Raw genomic sequence first — 17,070 nt, 5'->3', positions numbered from 1 at the left:
CTTTGGTTGGAGGGAAAATGAACACTGAACCGAAATTGAACGTGGTGCCGTTCGTCAGCGTCGACCACATGATGAAGCTGGTGCTGAAGGTCGGCATCGACCGGTTCCTGACGGAACTGGCGGCGACGATCGAAGAGGACTTCCGCCGCTGGCCGGTCTTCGACAAGACCCCGCGCGTCGCCTCCCATTCACAGGAAGGCGTTATCGAGCTGATGCCGACGAGCGACGGAACGCTCTACGGCTTCAAATATGTCAACGGCCATCCGAAGAACACACGCGACGGCCGGCAGACCGTGACGGCCTTCGGCGTGCTCTCGGATGTCGGCAACGGCTACCCGATGCTCCTGACCGAGATGACGATCCTGACCGCGCTGCGCACCGCGGCGACCTCGGCAGTCGCGGCGAAATACCTCGCCCGCCCGAACGCCCGTACGATGGCGATCATCGGCAACGGCGCGCAGAGCGAATTCCAGGCCCGCGCCTTCAAGTCGCTTCTCGGGATCGACAAGCTCCGCCTCTACGATATCGACGCAGCGGCGATCCACAAATGCGCGAAGAACCTCGCCGGCCTCGGCTTCACCATCGTGGAGTGCTCCTCCGTCGAGGAGGCCGTCGAGGGCGCCGACATCATCACCACCGTCACCGCCGACAAGCAATATGCGACGATCCTCTCCGACAACCATGTCGGCCCCGGCGTGCACATCAACGCGGTGGGCGGCGACTGCCCCGGCAAGACCGAACTCAGCAAGGACATCCTGCTGCGCTCGGACATCTTCGTCGAATATCCGCCGCAGACGCGCATCGAAGGCGAAATCCAGCAATTGCCGGCCGAACATCCCGTCATCGAACTCTGGCAGGTCATGACCGGCGAGACGGAAGGCCGCAGGAGCGCCGACCAGATCACGCTGTTCGACGGTGTGGGCTTCGCCATCGAGGACTTCTCGGCCCTGCGCTACGTGCGCGAGAAGATCGCGCAGTTCGAGATGTTCACCGAGCTCGACCTCCTCGCCGACCCCGACGAGCCCCGCGATCTCTACGGCATGCTGCTGCGCTGCGAAGCGAAGATGGCGGCGGCGTAACGCAGTCAGAACGCATTTCCGCCCGGCTTCGACGCACAAAGCCGGGCGGACGCGGCCGCCTGCTCAGCCGGCCAATGCCCTTGCATCCTGCTCGAACCGGTTGAAGATCGCCACCGGCTTGGGGCCGTCGAACATGCGCTGGGTCAGGAGGATCGTCGTCAGCCGCTTTGCCGGATCGCTTTGCCACTTGGTGCCGAAGCCGCCGCTCCAGCCGATGGTCCGCGCGGCCTCCGGCAGCATCATCGCCGCGCCCGAAGCGTCCAGCAATCCGAGTGTTTCACGCCGATTGAGTTCCATCTCTCGTTCTCTTCGACAATTGCAAGATGTCTCGATGCGCAAAGGACGAGTGACGCTCGCGCTATCCGACATCGAACGCCCCGACGCTCCTATTGTCGCCGCAGCATCTCGATGATGGCGGAGAAATCCCGGCCGCCGTTCCCCTCCATTTCGAAGGTTCTGTACAATTCGGCCGCGGCCGCGCCGAGCGGCGTCGTGGCCCCACACGCATCGGCAACCTCCTGGGAAAGCAGGAGATCCTTCAACATCAGGGCAACGGCAAAGCCGGGCTTGTATTCGTGGTTGGCGGGCGAGGACGGAACGGGACCGGGGACAGGGCAATAGGAGGTCAGCGACCAGCATTGGCCGGAAGATGCCGAAGCCACGTCGAACAGAGCCTGATGGGAAAGGCCAAGCCTTTCACCCAGCGCAAAGGCCTCGCTGACGCCGATCATGGAGATGCCGAGGATCATGTTGTTGCAGATCTTCGCCGCCTGGCCGGCGCCGTCCGCCCCGCAATGCACGATCTTCCTGCCCATCGCCTCCAGGAACGGCCTTGCGGCGGCGAAAGCTTCGGCCGAGCCGCCGGCCATGAAGGTGAGCGTCCCGGCGGCCGCACCGCCCGTGCCGCCGGAAACCGGTGCGTCCAGCGAGAGGCACCCGGCCGCCTGGGCGATGCCATGGACCTTGCGCGCGCTCTCGACATCCACGGTCGAGCAGTCAATCTGGAGGGTTCCCGCGCTAACCACGCCTGCCAGCGTCTCCCAAACGGCAACGACATGCTCGCCCTTCGGCAGCATGGTGATCACGATCTCCGCCCCCGTCACGGCCTCGGTCAGGGTGGTGACCGGATCGACGCCGGTCAGCGCAGCGGCAGCGAGCGAGGTTTCGGAAAGGTCGAACCCGGAAACCCGATGCCCGGCCTTGACAAGATTTGCAGCCATGGGGCCGCCCATATTGCCCAGTCCGATGAATGCGATGTACGCCATTTCTGACAGTCCTTCGTGGCATGTGTGTTATTGCGGAGCGAGCACGGCCAGCGCGGAAATCGCCGGCCTCACCTCTCGGCCAGGATCATGGCGGCGGCTTTCTCCGCGATCATGATCGTCGGCGAATTGGTGTTGCCGGAGGTGATGCGCGGCATGACGGAGGCATCGGCGATGCGAAGCCTGCCGAGCGCCCGCAGCTTCAATTGCGGATCGACGACACTTTCCGGATCGGCACCCATCCTGCAGGTGCCGGCCGGATGAAAGATCGTCGTGCCGATGTCGCCCGCCGCTCTTTCGAGGTCCGCGTCGGTCTCGAAGGAGAGGCCGGGCTTGTATTCGACCGGCTTGAAGCGGGCGAAGGAAGGCTGCCGCGCAATGCGGCGGGTCAGGCGGATTGCGCTGACGGCCACGTCACGATCGCTCTGTTCGCTGAGATAGTTCGGGCGGATTTGCGGCTGCATGGCAAAGTCAGGCCCTTTGACATGGACCGTGCCGCGGCTGTCGGGGCGCAGATTGCAGACGCTCGCAGTCATCGCCGGGAACGGATGGACGCCTTCGCCGAACTTCTCAAGCGATACCGGCTGGATGTGATATTGCAGGTCGGGCGTCTCCTTGTCCGGCCCGGAGCGAGTGAAGATGCCGAGCTGGCTCGGCGCCATCGCCATGGGGCCGGAGCGCTTCACCAGATATTCGAGCCCGATCGACGCCTTGCCGAGCAGCGTGCTTGCCTTCTCGTTCAATGTCGGCACGCCGGTGACCTTATAGACCAGTCGAAGCTGCAGATGGTCCTGCAGGTTTTCGCCAACGCCGCGCACATCCTTTGTGACCTCTATGCCTGCATTCTTCAGGACATCGCCCTGGCCAATGCCGGAGAGTTCGAGGAGATGAGGGGAGCCGATCGCGCCGGCGCAAAGCACGGTCTCCCGGGCCGCATACGCCCGTTTTGCGATACCCTGGTGCTGGAATTCGACGCCCCTGACGTCACCGCCTTCGACAATCAGGCGCCGCGCATGCGCCTTGGTGAGGATGGTCAGATTGGGCCGGTTGCGTGCCGGTTTCAGGAAGGCCTTGGACGTGTTCCAGCGGATGCCCGAACGCTGATTGACGTCGAAATAGCCGGACCCTTCATTGTCGCCGCGATTGAAGTCCTCGGTCTCGGGTATGCCGGCCTCGCTCGCCGCCTTCTGGAAGGCGTCGAGCACGGCCCAGCGCACGCGCGCCCTCTCCACGCGCCATTCTCCGCCTTCGCCGTGCATGTCGCTCGGCCCCTTGTAGAAATCCTCCGACTTGCGGAAGTGCGGCAGCACGTCGTCCCACCCCCAGCCGGTGCAACCAAGCTGGCGCCACAGGTCGTAATCGCGCGACTGGCCGCGCATGTAGATCATGCCGTTGATCGACGAGCATCCACCGAGCACTTTTCCGCGCGGATAGTTCAGCGCCCGGCCGTTGAGGCCCGCTTCCTTGTCGGTGGAAAAGCACCAGTCGGTGCGCGGGTTGTTGATGCAATAGAGATAGCCGACGGGAATGTGGATCCAGTGATAGTTGTCGCTTCCACCGGCTTCCAGCAGCAGCACGCGATTGCCGGGCTTCGCCGACAGCCGGTTGGCCAGAACGCAGCCGGCGCTGCCGGCACCCACGATGATGTAGTCGAACTGTTCCATGTCGAACTCCAAGCAGGGTCCTTCCGGCGTGCCGTTCGGCGCCGCAGGGGGTGTCTCCGTTCCATTTCTTGGGAGCCGGCTTCCGGCACCCTATCCCAGAGGGTTCGCCTAGAAGCCGAGCTTCTTGCCCAGTCGCGAGGCGTAGAACTCTCCCACGATGCCGCGGCGGAAAAGCAACACGCAGACCATGAAGACGATGCCGGTGACGATCGTGACCGGGAAGTCGGAAGTGGCGAGGTAATTCTGCAACGTTACGACCAGGCCGGCGCCGACGACCGGTCCGATCATCGTGCCGATGCCGCCGAGCAGCGTCATCAGGATCACTTCGCCCGACATCTGCCAGCCGACATCGGTGAGCGTGGCGAACTGGAACACCAGCGCCTTGAGACCGCCGGCAAGCCCCGTGAGCGCGGCCGACATGACGAAGGCGCCGAGCTTGTAGTTGCCAACCGAATAGCCGAGCGAGATCGCGCGCTGCTCGTTCTCCCGAATAGACTTCAAGATCATGCCGAAAGGCGAGTTGATGAAGCGCCAGATGATCGCCATGCCGATCAGGAAGGCGACCAGGACAAAGTAGTACATGTTGGTCGGCCGGCTGAGGTCGATCAGGCCGAACAGATGGCCGCGCGGCACCGACTGGATGCCGTCCTCGCCATGCGTGAAGGCCGCCTGAAGGCAGAAGAAGTAGAACATCTGCCCGAGCGCCAGCGTGATCATCGCGAAATAGATGCCCTGCCGGCGGATGGCGAAGAACCCGACCACCAGGCCGAGCAGCGCCGCGCCCGCGACGCCGATGAGAATGCCGGCCTCGGGGGTGACGCCCCATTCCTTCATCGCATGCGCGGTGAAATAGGCCGCGCCGCCGAAGAAGGTGGCGTGGCCGAAGGAGAGCAACCCGGTATAGCCGAGCAGCAGATTGAAGGCGCAGGCGAACAGCGCAAAGCACAAGAGCTTCATCAGGAAGATCGGGTAGAGGAACAGCGGGGCCGCGGCCAGGCAGCCCACAGCCACAACCAGCAAGCCGACCTGGATCATGGAGGCATTGCGCTCCGGCTGGACATTCGTCGCCATTTTTTCAGAAAGCTCCACCATGTCACGCATCCCTTCCGAACAGGCCGGCGGGGCGCAGCAGAAGTACGATCGCCATGATCACAAAGATAACGATGTTGGAGGCCTCCGGATAGAAGACCTTGGTTAGGCCCTCGGCAATACCGAGCATGTAGCCTGTGACGATCGCCCCCATGATGGATCCCATGCCGCCGACGACGACCACCGCGAAGACGACGATGATGAGATTGGTGCCCATCAGCGGCGAGACCTGGTAGACCGGCGCCGCCAGCACGCCGGCGAAGGCCGCCAACCCCGCGCCGAGCGCATAGGTAAAGGTCAGGAGCAGCGGCACGTTGACGCCGAAAGCCTGGACAAGGACGGGGTTCTCCGTCGCCGCGCGCAAGTAGGAGCCGAGCTTGGTCTTCTCGATCAACAGCCAGGTTCCCAGGCAGGCGAGCAGCGAGACGACGACGACCCAGCCGCGATAGTTCGGCAGGAACATGAAGCCGAGGTTGGTGCCGCCCGCAAGCAAAGGCGGCGCCGCGTAGGGCTGGCCGGAAGCGCCGAAGAGATAGCGGAAGGTTCCCTCGATCGTCAGCGCCAGGCCGAAGGTGAAGAGCAGGCCGTAGAGCGGATCGAGATTGTAGAGGCGGCTCAGCATGGTGCGTTCAACGACCGCGCCGAGGAGCCCGACGATGACGGGCGCGAGAATGAGGGCGGCCCAGTAGCCGACTGCGAAATACTGCAGCAGCAGGAACGCGACGAAGGCGCCCAGCATGTATTGCGCGCCGTGGGCGAAATTGATCACGCGAAGCAGGCCGAAGATGACGGCGAGCCCGAGGCTCAAAAGCGCATAGAACGAACCGTTGATCAGGCCGATCAGCAATTGTCCCAGGAGCGCCTGTACCGGAATTCCGAAAATCATGGTCATCGCGCAGTCAGACCCCCAGAACTTTGTGGAGCATCGGCATCTGGTCGTGCAGTTCCGACACCGGGAAATCCGCCACCATCTGGCCATGGTCCATCAGGTAGAAGCGGTCGGCGATCTTGCTGGCGAAACGGAAGTTCTGCTCGACCAGCAACACGGTCATGCCACGCTCCTTCAGTTTCTTCAGCACCTCGCCGATGCGCTGCACGATGACCGGGGCCAATCCCTCGGTCGGTTCGTCAAGAAGCAGCATCTTCACGCCGGTGCGCAGGATGCGGGCCATCGCCAACATCTGCTGCTCGCCCCCGGACAGCTTGGTGCCGGGGCTGGTGCGGCGTTCGGCAAGATTCGGGAAGAGCTCGTAGATCTCGTCGAGCGACATGCCGCCCTTGGCGACCACCGGCGGCAGCATGAGGTTTTCTTCTACAGTCAGCGTGGCGAAGATGCCGCGCTCCTCCGGCACGAATCCGATGCCGGCATGCGCGGTCTTGTGCAACGGCACGTTCATCATGTCCTTGCCGTCGAAAAGGATCTGCCCCTTCCGCTCGCGCAGGATGCCGACGATCGTGCGCAGCGTCGTCGACTTGCCGACGCCGTTGCGGCCCAGAATGGTGATCATCTCCCCCTCGCGCACCGTCATGTCGACGCCGTGCAGGACGTGGCTCTCGCCATACCAGCTGTTAAGGCCCTTGACCTCTAGCATGTCAGGCCTCCTCCGTGCCCATATAGGCGACGCGAACCTGCTCGTTCTGACTGACGGCGGCATAGTCGCCCTCGGCCAGGATCTCCCCCCGCTGAAGAACGGTGACGTGATGGCAGATGTTGGCCACGACAGTGAGATTGTGCTCGACCATCAGGATGGCGCGGTCCTTGGAAAGTTCGGTGATGAGGCTGGCGATGACGCCGACATCTTCCTGCCCCATGCCGGCCATCGGTTCGTCCAGCAGCAGCACCTTCGGATCGAGCGCCAGCGTGGTGGCGATCTCCAGCGCACGCTTGCGGCCGTAGGACAGATCGGCAGCGACGCCGTTGCGCCACCGGTCGAGGCCGACCATGGAAATCAGCTCGTCGGCGCGGGCGTTCAGGCTGTTCAGCGACGCCATCGGCTTCCAGAACTGCGTGGCGAGACCGTTCGGACGTTGCAGCGCCACGCGAACGTTGTCCAGCACGGTCAGATGCGGGAAGACCGCGGAAATTTGAAAGGATCGGACCAGGCCCATGCGGGCGACCTTGTCCGGCGGCATGTTTGTGATGTCGGTCCCAAGCAGCGTAATCGTGCCTGCCGTCGGTTGCAGGAATTTCGTCAGAAGGTTGAAGACGGTCGTCTTGCCGGCACCGTTCGGCCCGATCAGGGCGTGAACGCGGGCGTGATGGACATCGAGATCGACGTTCTTCACCGCAGAGAAGCCGCCGAAATCGCGCCGAAGGCCGCGGGCGGAAAGTACCACCCGCGGATCCGGCTGCGTCTGTCGTTCAGACATAGCCATATTTGAGCCCAGACTTACTGGCTGACCAGATCGCAGCCGCTCTTGGCCGGATCGATGAAAGCGTCCTTGCCGGGAATGGTCGCCAGGACCTTGAAATAGTCCCATGCGACATCGCTCTCGCCAGGCTTCTTCACCTCGAGCAGGTACATGTCGTGGATCATGCGGCCGTTCGCTGCGACCGTGCCGTTCTTGGCGAAGACGTCGTTGACCGGCATTTCGTGCAGCGCCTTGGAAACGGCATCGGCATCGTCCGTACCCGCCTTGTCGATAGCCTTGAGGTACTGGGTGACGGCGGAATACGTGCCCGCCTGGACCATGTTCGGCATGCGGCCGGTACGGTCGAAGTAGCGCTTGCCGAACTTTGCCGACTCCTCGTCGCGGTTCCAGTAGAAGCCCTCGGTGAGCGTCAGGCCCTGGGCCGCTTCAAGGCCGAGGCCATGAACTTCGGCGAGCGTGAAGAGAAGCGCCGCAAGGCGCTGGCCGCCGGCAACGATGCCGAACTCGGCTGCCTGCTTGATGGCGTTGGCGGTGTCGAGGCCGGCATTGGCAAGGCCGATGACCTTGGCGCCGGACGACTGGGCCTGAAGGAGGAACGACGAATAGTCCGTCGTGGCGAGCGGATGGCGGACCGAACCTGCGATGGTGCCGCCATTCTCCTTGACGAAGTTCGACGTGTTCTCCTCCAGCGAATAGCCGAAGGCATAGTCGGCCGTCAGGAAGAACCAGCTGTCGCCCCCCTGCTTCACAAGCGCGCCGCCCGTACCGACGGCAAGCGAGTGGGTGTCATAAGCCCAATGAAAGCCGTAGGGGCTGCACTGCTTGCCGGTCAGCTCGGTCGTCGCCGCGCCGGTGTTGATGGTGATCTTCTTCTTTTCCTTGGAAAGCGCCTGGACCGCCAGGCCGACCGACGAGGACGTCAGCTCCATGATACTGTCGACCTGTTCGGTGTCGTACCACTGGCGGGCGATGTTGGAGGCGATGTCGGCCTTGTTCTGGTGGTCGGCGGTGACGACCTCGACCGGTACACCGGCCACCTTGCCGCCGTAGTCCTCGACGGCCATCTTCGCCGCTTCGTAGGACCACTTGCCACCGAAATCGGCATAGACGCCGGATTGGTCGTTGAGAATGCCGATCTTGACCTTGCCGTCGGATATGTCGGCGGCGCTAGCAGCCGTACCCATAGAGAGCAGGATGGCTGTGGACGCAATGAGACTCTTACGCATGTATCTCCTCCCCGAGATTATTGGAAATGCGATCTGTTCAAAAATTGGCCGACCGTTCTCCCGACAGCGACCCTCCCGCCGCCAGTTTCCCAAAAAGCCCGATTGACGCAAGGCCCGTTTGAAATTAATTGCAAACAGGGTCTGTTCATTTTTGAACAGAGGAGGCACCCATCTCGGCTTACCCGCAATTCACCTGGGACGACCTGATGTACTTCCTGGCGGTCGCCCGGACGGGACAATTGTCGACGGCCGCCCGACAGCTGCGAACGAGCCACGCCACCGTGTCGCGCCGTATCGACCGGCTGGAATTTGCGCTGAAGGTGAAGCTGTTCGAGCGCAACCCGCGCGGCTATGTCCTGACCTCGATAGGCCAGCGTTTCGTCGATACGGCCGAAAAGATCGAGGCGGAGACGGACAGGCTTCAGGCGGAAATTTCCGGAGGCGCCACCGCACAGCGCGGGGTGATCCGCCTGAGCGCGCCCGAAGGGTTCGCCAACTTCTTCCTGACCCACCAGCTGCGTGACTTCACGGCAAGCTATCCGAACCTCGCGCTCGAACTGGTGACGATCCAGCAGATCATGTCGCTTTCGCGCAAGGAGGCCGATCTTGCGGTCTCCCTCGACCCGCCGAAAGCCGGCCCATACTTTTACGAGAAGATCACCGACTACAGCCTGCATGTATACGGCTCCCGCCGCTACCTCGAGCAGAACGGTCCGATTCGAAACCGTGACGAGTTGCTCCAGCATCCCTTCATCGGCTACATCGAGGACATGATCTTCGCGCCGGGCCTCGACTATCTCGGCGACGTTCACCCCGGTATCAAGGCGCGCTTCCAGAGCTCCAGCATCTTCGCCCAGTTGACGGCGACGCGGAACGATCTTGGCCTTTGCATCCTGCCGCATTTCGTCGCCAAGCAGCACCCCGAACTCCAGATCGCCCTTGCCGACGAGATCGAGCTTCGGCGCACCTACTGGCTGATCTGCCACCATGACCTGCGCAATGTGCCGCGGGTGAAAATGGTGATCGACTTCCTCTTCAGGATCGTTCGCTCGAACATGCCCTCCTTCCTCCGGGAACTCGACGACGACCACCGGCGATAACGCCAATCGCCGGACGGCCCTTGCCCGCTGACCTGTGCCCCTGAACTTGCTCCAAATTTTGGTAGAGTCCGTCACATTGAGGAGATGGACGACATGAAGCGTTCCCGGTTCACGGAAGAACAGATCATCGGGATGCTTAAGGAGCAGGAGGTGGGTGCGAAGACGACCAATGTCTGCCGCAAGCACGGCATCTCGGATGCAACCTTCTACAAATACATGGCGAAGTATGGCGGGATGGACGTTTCCGAGCCCGCAATTGAAGGCGCTGCCAAGCTAAAGAAACTGCTCGCCCAGACCATGCTGGACAATGCGATCCTGAAGGACGTGGCCTCAAAAAATGGTGACGCCCGATGTGAAGTGGAATGCGGTGGCTCATGTCTGTGCGCAGCATGGGGTGAGCCAGCGTCGGGCGTGCGAGGTGTTGTCATTTGATCGGTCCACCATGCGATACCGCAGCGTGCGGCCTGACGATACGGCCATTCGGGAGGCGATGAAGAAGGTTGCGTCGGAGCGCCGCCGCTTCGGTTATCGGCGCATCCACGTCATGCTGGACCGGCAAGGGATCGTCATGAACCTGAAGAAGCTCAGGCGGCTTTATCGGGAGGAGAAGCTGACGGTGCGCAAGCGCGGCGGTCGCAAACGGGCCTTAGGGACGAGGCGTCCCCTGGCTTTGCCGTCACGCCCCAACGAGCGCTGGAGCCTGGACTTCGTCAGCGATGCCTTCACGGATGGTCGCCGCTTCCGTGTTCTGGCTGTCGTCGACGACTTCACCCGGGAATACCTGTGCCTGATCGCAGACACATCCTTGTCGGGCGCGCGGCTTGCTCGCGAGCTGGACAGCCTCATCGCCAGACGGGGAAAGCCGAAGACGATCGTCTCGGACAACGGCACGGAGATGCCCAGTATGGCCGTTCTCAAATGGCGCCAGGAAACAAGTGTCGAGTGGCATTACATCGCCCCCCGGCAAGCCGATACAGAACGGTTTCTTCGAGAGCTTCAACGGCAGCTTTCGAGACGAATGCCTCAACGAAACCCTGTTCTCGTCGCTCGCCCACGCACGAGCCGCTATCCCCGCATGGAAGGAGGATTACAATAGAAACAGACCGCACTCATCGCTGGGCAACATCACTCCCAGCGAGTTCGCAATGAAAATGGCTATGGAAAACAGGCCGCATGAAGCCAGATTGAAAACCCAAGACTCTCCCAAAAACTGGAGGGAAGTCGGGGCTCAGGTCATTAGGCGGGCGACGGCGGAGTGCGTTTGGCGTCCTTTTGCCCATTGAACGCCAAAAGCCCCCGAGCATTTCTGCGACGGGGGCTTTTTGGCATTGGTTGCGGGGGCAGGATTTCATCTTAACTTGCGATCTTCGCCTAGGCCTACTGCAATGCTGGAGTTTCGCGCCGCCGAGCATTGTATCGGGCTTTTTCGGGCGGTGGCGTGAAGCTTTTACGCCGGTCTGCTCATACAACTCCATCCGATTCAGAAGTCGCGGCCTCCGACGACCTCATCACGCTGATGGACAATAGTGACTGCTGGTGCGTTAGACGGCACACGCGGCTGGTCCCGGCGAGATAAGACGGCTCTTTCGATCCGCACTGTTCGCCAGTTCCGGTGATCAGATGTCGTTAGCATAGGCTCGCGGCGATGTGTTCGTTCGAGGCCAAAAATCTGTTTCGCGAGCGAGAACACCGGGTTCACGAAAGTGGCGCCGCCCGGACTGCGGACGTGGAAGCGTCGGTCCGGGCGATCGTTCTGAAGCGGCTATCTCCGGCGCGTGCTATGGCTTTTCTAGTGGCCGGATTTCAGCGGCGCGCTCGAACTCGTCCATGTCCATCGGTGGCTGCCCGTAGGCATCCCGCAGCTCGTTCCAGAACCGAAGGAGGAGCTCGCGGCGTACACCTGGGGTCCAGTCTTCCGCCTCCTGCTCCGCTGCAGCGTGGCTCGCGACGTCTTCGTAACGTAAGTTCCTGTAGGGATCGGGGAGAACAGTCTGGCTGAGATCGGTTGCTCCGAGCTTGATACCGATAGGCCCTTTGCCGCCCATCTCGCGGATCGCCACGATGCCTTTGCGAAGGAATTCATCGAGCTGCCCGAACGGGATCGCGGACGAGAAGTACGTCTTGCCCTCATGTTCACTGAAGCTGTTGCAGTTGACTGCCCAAAGTTCGCCGGTTTGCTGGAACCATTGCGTGGCGTTCCAGACGTCCATCTCGTTGCGCTCGGATTCGATACGCCCCCAGACCGACAAGGCGCCGTCTCGATTGAGTCCCCAGTCGCCATCGCGGCTGCGGATGTGGAGGCCGACGTTCGAGATCCGTGACTCGAGGTCGCTGCGCGGCGGTGGCGTCCATTGCGCGGGAGCTATACGGGCGAAAATCCGTCGGCCAGAGTGCAGCTTGACGTGGCGCTGCGGCTCGCCCATCGAACCGTTGCGGAATTCCAGATTTTTCTCGGCGCCTTTCCAGATGGCAGGATCGTCGCCGCTGGCTGGCTGCCAAGCGATCGCAGGAGGCGCCGACTGTGCGGGTACCTGCGCTGCGAGGATCGGTTGAATTTGGTCCTTGAGGACCTTGGCGAACCGCTTCCTTTCCTCTGTAATCTCCGCCTTGGTCGCGCCGTCGGCAAGCTTGTAGGTCTTGGCACCACTGCGGTGGCGCCAGTCGAAAGGCAGCGCCTCTGGACCGGGATAGTGCGCTGCATTGGCGACCAGAACGATACGGCCCGTAGTAACGGCGCGCTCGGCATAGCCGAGCTCCGACATGACATTCGGGTTTTGGAGATACTTCGGCTCGGAGCGTTTTCCCTCCGGAACACCCGGCTGCAGGGCGGCCGGGTCAGTGACGCCGACCGGCGTCATGTCTGCGACAAAGACGTTTGCTGAAGCGATTTTGGCCAGGATGGTGGAGGCGATGTCCTCCGTGCCTGGCACGTTTTTCATGTCGTGATCGACTTCTGGCCGCTCTGCTTCCTCGTAATCGGGATCGCTGGCAATCAGCTTACAGGCCTCTTTCAGGGCATCACGGACAAAATAATGGTGGAGCGTCTGATCGCGATCACTCTGCCAGGACCAAAATACCTTCATTCCCAAAACTTACTCCCTCTTACTGTAACAGATGTCGTAGCAAGCGCCGTCATTCAGCGAGCCCCATTGCATGCAGCCAAGCTTGACCTGACCGAAAGCGTCCAACTGCCATTGCTCCGGCGTCCGCTCGCCTATCGCGGTTGTTCCCTCGACGAACTACCACTCCATTACATAGGGATGCTGCGTTCTGTCGAATAGTGAATTTTGGGACGACCTAGGTTGCCTTGCGTTCTTTTTTTGTTCTAAATGACGCCGTTCATCCCTTTTTCTTAATGACCCACATATTCTCCTTGCCATGGAACACCACTTCACCCGCCAAGAGCTATATGACCGCGTTTGGTCCAAGCCCATCTCGCACTTGGTTGTCGAACTCGGGACGACTACGGGCAATCTCAGCGCGTTGCTGCGACGCGCCGATATTCCAACGCCATCGCCCGGACATTGGATACGAAAGGAGTTCGGAAAGCCTGTCGAGCAGCCGCCTTTGCCGCCAACACCAACTGGATGTTTCGAGCCACTTATTCTGGATACCGAGAAGCCGCGCATTAAGCGCAAACTGAAATATGTCGAAGCTCACCCAGATGCTGGTTCCGTGTCCGTTGATACGCAACAGGTTCTTGTGCCCCCTGTCGAAGATCCAGTGCAAGCCTCGCCAAAGCCACGTCCAACACAACCGACGACGATGACACGAGAGGAACTCTACGGCGCGGTGTGGACAACGCCGCTGTCGCGCTTGGCGGAGGAGTATGGGATCAGCGGCAATGGTCTTGCCAAAATCTGCGATCGGGAGAATATCCCCTACGACTCGTGCAGTGTAGACGGGGCGGTGCCAAGACGTGATACCACCGGGCCATTCGATACGACCATCCGAACCGATAGTGGGCCAAGCGCCGGGATGAAGGTCAGGCCCGAAGAGCAGACGGAAATGGAGACCATCACGAAAGAAACGGCTGAGATCCGTGTCGCCTAGTCGCACGCGATAGTAAGAGGGAGATAGCCGGTAGACCGCATCGACTTTTGTGAAAGCGAGGTTCGGCGGAAGCCCGCCCAGATCATTGAGTGACCATCGCCGATCAAGCGCAATCCCGGCCTGATCGAGCCGTTTGTCGACCACTTCCTGCAACAGAAAAAGCCTATCGCGATCATCCGCCGACAAGGTAAAGCGCAAACCGGACTCGACCTTGACTGCCTCGACGTCCCCCCAAGGCAGATGAATGATCAGGCCATCCAGCACCGTCTCATGCGGTCGAGATCCCTCAATTGCCCGCGCTCTCAGCATCGTCAGGCCGAGGTCAGCTTCGATGTCGAGGACTGTGGTTGTATCGATCATATGCGAGGGCGCCCCTGTAGCCAACGTGAACTTGTTGTCGACACGAAACATGAGTTTCCGCGTCATATATCTCTACCGAAACAAAATCCTGCTATCAACTGCGAGTGCAAGTGTAGCCTGTCGCCAGCGACATGAGGTTGCCCGCGTGGCGTGTCAGCATCGAAAGGGAATTGCCGACCCCGCACAGCGTTCCGTACTTGATGAGCGTCGAGATCTTCGCCGGCCCGGCGACACCGATGTGAACAGGCATGTCGAGCCCAAGACGGAGAAGGTTTTCCGCCCATGCGATGGTCTTTTCCGCGTCGAAACCGAACTGCGTGACGATGCGCAGCCGCGCGCCCGTCCGGTCTGCGAAGGCCTTCTATTTATGAATGGTTATCTTTTGCACGCAGAAGCGCGCCGGATTGTTAACGGACACGTGCTGTACGCCGGGGTCAATCAAGCCAAAACGATCGATCCCAGACGGGGATTGGACCGGCAACCTCACCGATGATCGTTCGCACACGACGCGCCACATTGGCCGGGATACGTCCGTGGATGATTACCGCATTTGGCTCAAAGACAAGTTCGATTTGGTGCTGAGCGCATAGCTCATCGTACGCGATCGCGGCACTTATCGACGCGCGCAGCCCGTATCCTTGCGCGCCGAAGCCGCCGCCGAGAGATGCCTGAAACATCTCGTCCTCCCTTGTTTTCGTTATTCATTGAAAACAAAGATGCCGTCGCGATGTTCCGCCCGCAGCGCCCATTTATGGGTGGGCTTGTCGGGGCTCTTCCCTATGAAATTTCATGCTTGCTGTCGGATCCATGAACCTCCGCGCGTCCTAGAGATAAACCGTCTAGGAGACCCACCATGCCATACAGCCTCGACCAATCTTTCGAAGTCACGATACAGCAAAGTCCTGCCAAGGGCGGTTGGTGCTACGTAGTCTGGCCCCACTCCGCCGAATTTTTCGGAACCAGAGGGTTGGTAAAGGTTCGCGCGACCGCCGAAGGCGTGCCTTTCCAAACCTCGTTCATGGCCCTAGGTGACGGGACGCACAAGCTCCCACTCAAGTCGGAGATTTTACGATCGATAGGAAAGCAACCTGGTGACCGCGTGACGATTACGCTTGTCGAGCGGATCACATAAGCCTGCTCGGCCGAGATTGATCGCCGGGCACCACTCTTCGAAGACACGGCCCCCAGCGAGCGTGCGGGAGCGTCGGTGCCCCTCTCAAGAGCCGAGGCGCTGGCTGATAGCCTGCTGGTGGTGTTCTGCCCTGGAACCGCCTTCCGCTCGGCTACTCTTCACCGGCCAGCCGCACGGGCCCACCCATCGCGCTTTTGAATCAATTCATCCGCCGTGCCAGCAAAAAACAGATCCGTTGCAGCAATTTGAGCGCTATGTTCAAAAGAGTAGTGTTTCCAGCCTTCCAGGTGATAACTCTTCCCGGCGAAGGAAATGTAATAGTGCATGATCCCGTTGCCGCCACCATCGCACCAAAGCGTCACATACCCTCCCGGCTGCAACGTTTCCTGTAAAGACTCGCATTCCTCGTCCTCGTCTACAAATGAGAACGTCACGACGCCGTCGGTGAGGTTTCCTATGAAGACGCGTCCACCTGCACGCCAGGAACTCATCCTTCCCCAATTCTGCTGGTCTTGCCAGGCGCGGCCTTGGGTGATCGCATTATCGTAGAACTCGTATATTGCGACCGCGACGGCGAGCGGTCCGGCAAGACAAGCTGACGGGACAAGGGCGCACATTGCCGCGAATAGAGCGAGCTTGATCATGGTTAAGCCTCCCCATGGGCACCCGATTGTGGCGCTCACCGGGGCAACGATGCAATTCGGCAAAAAGAGCTAGTGCTGGGCGGTATCCCGCTGACTGGTTTCGATCCCGTAAGCCGCTGCACGCTATTGCGCCGCTACCAAATCGCGCTATCGTATCCCGAGGGCACATCATGACGAAAAGGCCGAAGCTTCCGCACACCGAAACGCGACACGGTCTCCGCGACGACGGCACGGGCATGTGGGCCGTCTACTGAAATATACCGTCGGCTCGAACGGCCGGAGGACCACAGCTCGTTCAAAAGCCGTCGACCATAAGCGGATCGACGATCGCCATATCTGCGCGTTCCAGGACGACTCGGGCTGGCTCAGTCGCAAACAAGGCCAAGCGTCTTCAGATTGTTGACATGGTACCGACGATGCCGTTGGGATGATCTCGCAAGCCTTTCAGGCCGCGAAGGACTGCAACCTCACAGCCCGCCCTCAACACGAAGGAAATCGACGATGCGGTCGACGCCGTCGCCGCGCTTCATGTCGGAGAAAACGAAGGGGCGTTCGGCGCGCATGCGCGTCGCATCCCGTTCCATCACTTCGAGATCGGCGCCGACATGGGGGGCGAGGTCCTTCTTGTTGATGACGAGGAGGTCGGAGCGGGTGATGCCCGGCCCGCCCTTGCGCGGGATTTCCTCCCCCTGGCAGACGGAGATGACGTAGATCGTCAGGTCGGCGAGGTCCGGCGAAAAGGTGGCGGCGAGATTGTCGCCGCCCGATTCGATGAAGACCACGTCGAGATCGGGAAACCGGCGGTTGAGATCGGCGATGGCCTGCAGGTTGATCGTGGCGTCCTCGCGGATCGCCGTGTGCGGGCAGCCGCCGGTCTCCACGCCGACGATGCGGTCGGACGGCAGCGCCTGCATGCGCATCAGCGCCTCGGCATCCTCCTTGGTGTAGATATCGTTGGTAACGACGGCGACGGAATAAAGCTCGCGCATCGCCTTGCAGAGCTTTTCGGTGAGCGCCGTCTTGCCCGAACCGACCGGGCCGCCGATGCCGACGCGTAAGGGGCCGTTCTTCGATGTCATTGAAACCTC

Annotated in this window: 16 protein-coding genes and 1 pseudogene; 4 read left to right on the top strand and 13 right to left on the bottom strand. The window is 61.2% G+C overall.

Annotated elements, in window-relative coordinates:
* Positions 1-17: 17 nt before the first annotated feature.
* The gene (ocd, locus tag Q9316_RS03475; protein WP_306033857.1) at positions 18-1,079 is read left to right on the top strand and encodes an ornithine cyclodeaminase; all 1,062 of its coding nucleotides are present in this window, start codon (positions 18-20) and stop codon (positions 1,077-1,079) included.
* A 63-nt stretch (positions 1,080-1,142) separates the two neighbouring features.
* Here the strand turns inward: ocd and Q9316_RS03470 are convergent, their stop codons facing one another.
* From Q9316_RS03470 to Q9316_RS03435, 8 genes are all read right to left on the bottom strand, one after another.
* The gene (locus tag Q9316_RS03470) at positions 1,143-1,376 is read right to left on the bottom strand and encodes a serine hydrolase (RefSeq protein ID WP_306033856.1); all 234 of its coding nucleotides are present in this window, start codon (positions 1,374-1,376) and stop codon (positions 1,143-1,145) included.
* A gap of 89 nt (positions 1,377-1,465) precedes the next feature.
* Complete coding sequence (gene mmsB, locus Q9316_RS03465) at positions 1,466-2,344, bottom strand: 3-hydroxyisobutyrate dehydrogenase (protein WP_306033855.1); 879 nt, start codon at positions 2,342-2,344, stop codon at positions 1,466-1,468.
* A gap of 68 nt (positions 2,345-2,412) precedes the next feature.
* Complete coding sequence (locus Q9316_RS03460; protein WP_306033854.1) at positions 2,413-4,005, bottom strand: GMC family oxidoreductase; 1,593 nt, start codon at positions 4,003-4,005, stop codon at positions 2,413-2,415.
* 108 nt (positions 4,006-4,113) lie between these two features.
* Complete coding sequence (locus Q9316_RS03455; RefSeq protein WP_371877988.1) at positions 4,114-5,040, bottom strand: branched-chain amino acid ABC transporter permease; 927 nt, start codon at positions 5,038-5,040, stop codon at positions 4,114-4,116.
* A gap of 58 nt (positions 5,041-5,098) precedes the next feature.
* Positions 5,099-5,986 carry a branched-chain amino acid ABC transporter permease gene (locus Q9316_RS03450; protein WP_306033852.1) on the bottom strand — a complete coding sequence of 296 codons (888 nt, stop codon included), beginning with the start codon at positions 5,984-5,986 and terminating at the stop codon, positions 5,099-5,101.
* Between the two features lie 7 nt (positions 5,987-5,993).
* Complete coding sequence (locus tag Q9316_RS03445) at positions 5,994-6,686, bottom strand: ABC transporter ATP-binding protein (RefSeq protein ID WP_306033851.1); 693 nt, start codon at positions 6,684-6,686, stop codon at positions 5,994-5,996.
* Position 6,687: 1 nt separating this feature from the next.
* Positions 6,688-7,470 carry an ABC transporter ATP-binding protein gene (locus Q9316_RS03440; RefSeq protein ID WP_306033850.1) on the bottom strand — a complete coding sequence of 261 codons (783 nt, stop codon included), beginning with the start codon at positions 7,468-7,470 and terminating at the stop codon, positions 6,688-6,690.
* 14 nt (positions 7,471-7,484) lie between these two features.
* On the bottom strand, positions 7,485-8,693 hold the full coding sequence (locus Q9316_RS03435; RefSeq protein WP_306033849.1) for an ABC transporter substrate-binding protein: 1,209 nt from the start codon (positions 8,691-8,693) through the stop codon (positions 7,485-7,487).
* A 170-nt stretch (positions 8,694-8,863) separates the two neighbouring features.
* On the opposite strand from Q9316_RS03435, the gene Q9316_RS03430 reads away from it, so the two are divergent.
* Together Q9316_RS03430 and Q9316_RS03425 are read left to right on the top strand one after the other, a co-directional pair.
* The gene (locus tag Q9316_RS03430) at positions 8,864-9,793 is read left to right on the top strand and encodes a LysR family transcriptional regulator (RefSeq protein ID WP_306035195.1); all 930 of its coding nucleotides are present in this window, start codon (positions 8,864-8,866) and stop codon (positions 9,791-9,793) included.
* Between the two features lie 93 nt (positions 9,794-9,886).
* Positions 9,887-11,076, top strand: a pseudogene (locus Q9316_RS03425) (IS3 family transposase).
* A 495-nt stretch (positions 11,077-11,571) separates the two neighbouring features.
* Here Q9316_RS03425 and Q9316_RS03420 read toward each other — a convergent pair.
* The 3 genes from Q9316_RS03420 to Q9316_RS03410 form a co-directional block, all read right to left on the bottom strand.
* Entirely contained in the window at positions 11,572-12,876 is a 1,305-nt protein-coding gene (locus Q9316_RS03420) for a hypothetical protein (protein ID WP_306033848.1), read from the bottom strand.
* A 322-nt stretch (positions 12,877-13,198) separates the two neighbouring features.
* Complete coding sequence (locus tag Q9316_RS03415; protein WP_306033847.1) at positions 13,199-14,206, bottom strand: hypothetical protein; 1,008 nt, start codon at positions 14,204-14,206, stop codon at positions 13,199-13,201.
* Positions 14,207-14,640: 434 nt separating this feature from the next.
* The gene (locus Q9316_RS03410; RefSeq protein ID WP_306033846.1) at positions 14,641-14,883 is read right to left on the bottom strand and encodes a hypothetical protein; all 243 of its coding nucleotides are present in this window, start codon (positions 14,881-14,883) and stop codon (positions 14,641-14,643) included.
* A gap of 176 nt (positions 14,884-15,059) precedes the next feature.
* Between Q9316_RS03410 and Q9316_RS03405 the strand changes: the two genes are divergently transcribed.
* Positions 15,060-15,338 carry a DUF1905 domain-containing protein gene (locus tag Q9316_RS03405; RefSeq protein ID WP_306033845.1) on the top strand — a complete coding sequence of 93 codons (279 nt, stop codon included), beginning with the start codon at positions 15,060-15,062 and terminating at the stop codon, positions 15,336-15,338.
* A gap of 158 nt (positions 15,339-15,496) precedes the next feature.
* On the opposite strand, the gene Q9316_RS03400 is transcribed toward Q9316_RS03405, so the two are convergent.
* Entirely contained in the window at positions 15,497-15,982 is a 486-nt protein-coding gene (locus Q9316_RS03400; RefSeq protein WP_306033844.1) for a hypothetical protein, read from the bottom strand.
* A 467-nt stretch (positions 15,983-16,449) separates the two neighbouring features.
* Complete coding sequence (gene ureG, locus Q9316_RS03395; protein WP_306033843.1) at positions 16,450-17,061, bottom strand: urease accessory protein UreG; 612 nt, start codon at positions 17,059-17,061, stop codon at positions 16,450-16,452.
* Positions 17,062-17,070: the final 9 nt, after the last annotated feature.

It is taken from the genome of Shinella zoogloeoides (assembly GCF_030733845.1).
Taxonomy (GTDB): domain Bacteria; phylum Pseudomonadota; class Alphaproteobacteria; order Rhizobiales; family Rhizobiaceae; genus Shinella; species Shinella zoogloeoides_C.
This window is presented reverse-complemented; position numbering and strand designations above follow the sequence as displayed.

Excerpts from the sequence above, each read along its gene's own strand:
- ocd (WP_306033857.1), top strand. The coding sequence starts at position 18 with ATGAACACTGAACCGAAATTGAACGTGGTGCCGTTCGTCAGCGTCGAC.
- Q9316_RS03470 (WP_306033856.1), bottom strand. The coding sequence starts at position 1,376 with ATGGAACTCAATCGGCGTGAAACACTCGGATTGCTGGACGCTTCGGGC.
- mmsB (WP_306033855.1), bottom strand. The coding sequence starts at position 2,344 with ATGGCGTACATCGCATTCATCGGACTGGGCAATATGGGCGGCCCCATG.
- Q9316_RS03460 (WP_306033854.1), bottom strand. The coding sequence starts at position 4,005 with ATGGAACAGTTCGACTACATCATCGTGGGTGCCGGCAGCGCCGGCTGC.
- Q9316_RS03455 (WP_371877988.1), bottom strand. The coding sequence starts at position 5,040 with ATGATCCAGGTCGGCTTGCTGGTTGTGGCTGTGGGCTGCCTGGCCGCG.
- Q9316_RS03450 (WP_306033852.1), bottom strand. The coding sequence starts at position 5,986 with ATGACCATGATTTTCGGAATTCCGGTACAGGCGCTCCTGGGACAATTG.
- Q9316_RS03445 (WP_306033851.1), bottom strand. The coding sequence starts at position 6,686 with ATGCTAGAGGTCAAGGGCCTTAACAGCTGGTATGGCGAGAGCCACGTC.
- Q9316_RS03440 (WP_306033850.1), bottom strand. The coding sequence starts at position 7,470 with ATGGCTATGTCTGAACGACAGACGCAGCCGGATCCGCGGGTGGTACTT.
- Q9316_RS03435 (WP_306033849.1), bottom strand. The coding sequence starts at position 8,693 with ATGCGTAAGAGTCTCATTGCGTCCACAGCCATCCTGCTCTCTATGGGT.
- Q9316_RS03420 (WP_306033848.1), bottom strand. The coding sequence starts at position 12,876 with ATGAAGGTATTTTGGTCCTGGCAGAGTGATCGCGATCAGACGCTCCAC.
- Q9316_RS03415 (WP_306033847.1), bottom strand. The coding sequence starts at position 14,206 with ATGATCGATACAACCACAGTCCTCGACATCGAAGCTGACCTCGGCCTG.
- Q9316_RS03410 (WP_306033846.1), bottom strand. The coding sequence starts at position 14,883 with ATGTTTCAGGCATCTCTCGGCGGCGGCTTCGGCGCGCAAGGATACGGG.
- Q9316_RS03405 (WP_306033845.1), top strand. The coding sequence starts at position 15,060 with ATGCCATACAGCCTCGACCAATCTTTCGAAGTCACGATACAGCAAAGT.
- Q9316_RS03400 (WP_306033844.1), bottom strand. The coding sequence starts at position 15,982 with ATGATCAAGCTCGCTCTATTCGCGGCAATGTGCGCCCTTGTCCCGTCA.
- ureG (WP_306033843.1), bottom strand. The coding sequence starts at position 17,061 with ATGACATCGAAGAACGGCCCCTTACGCGTCGGCATCGGCGGCCCGGTC.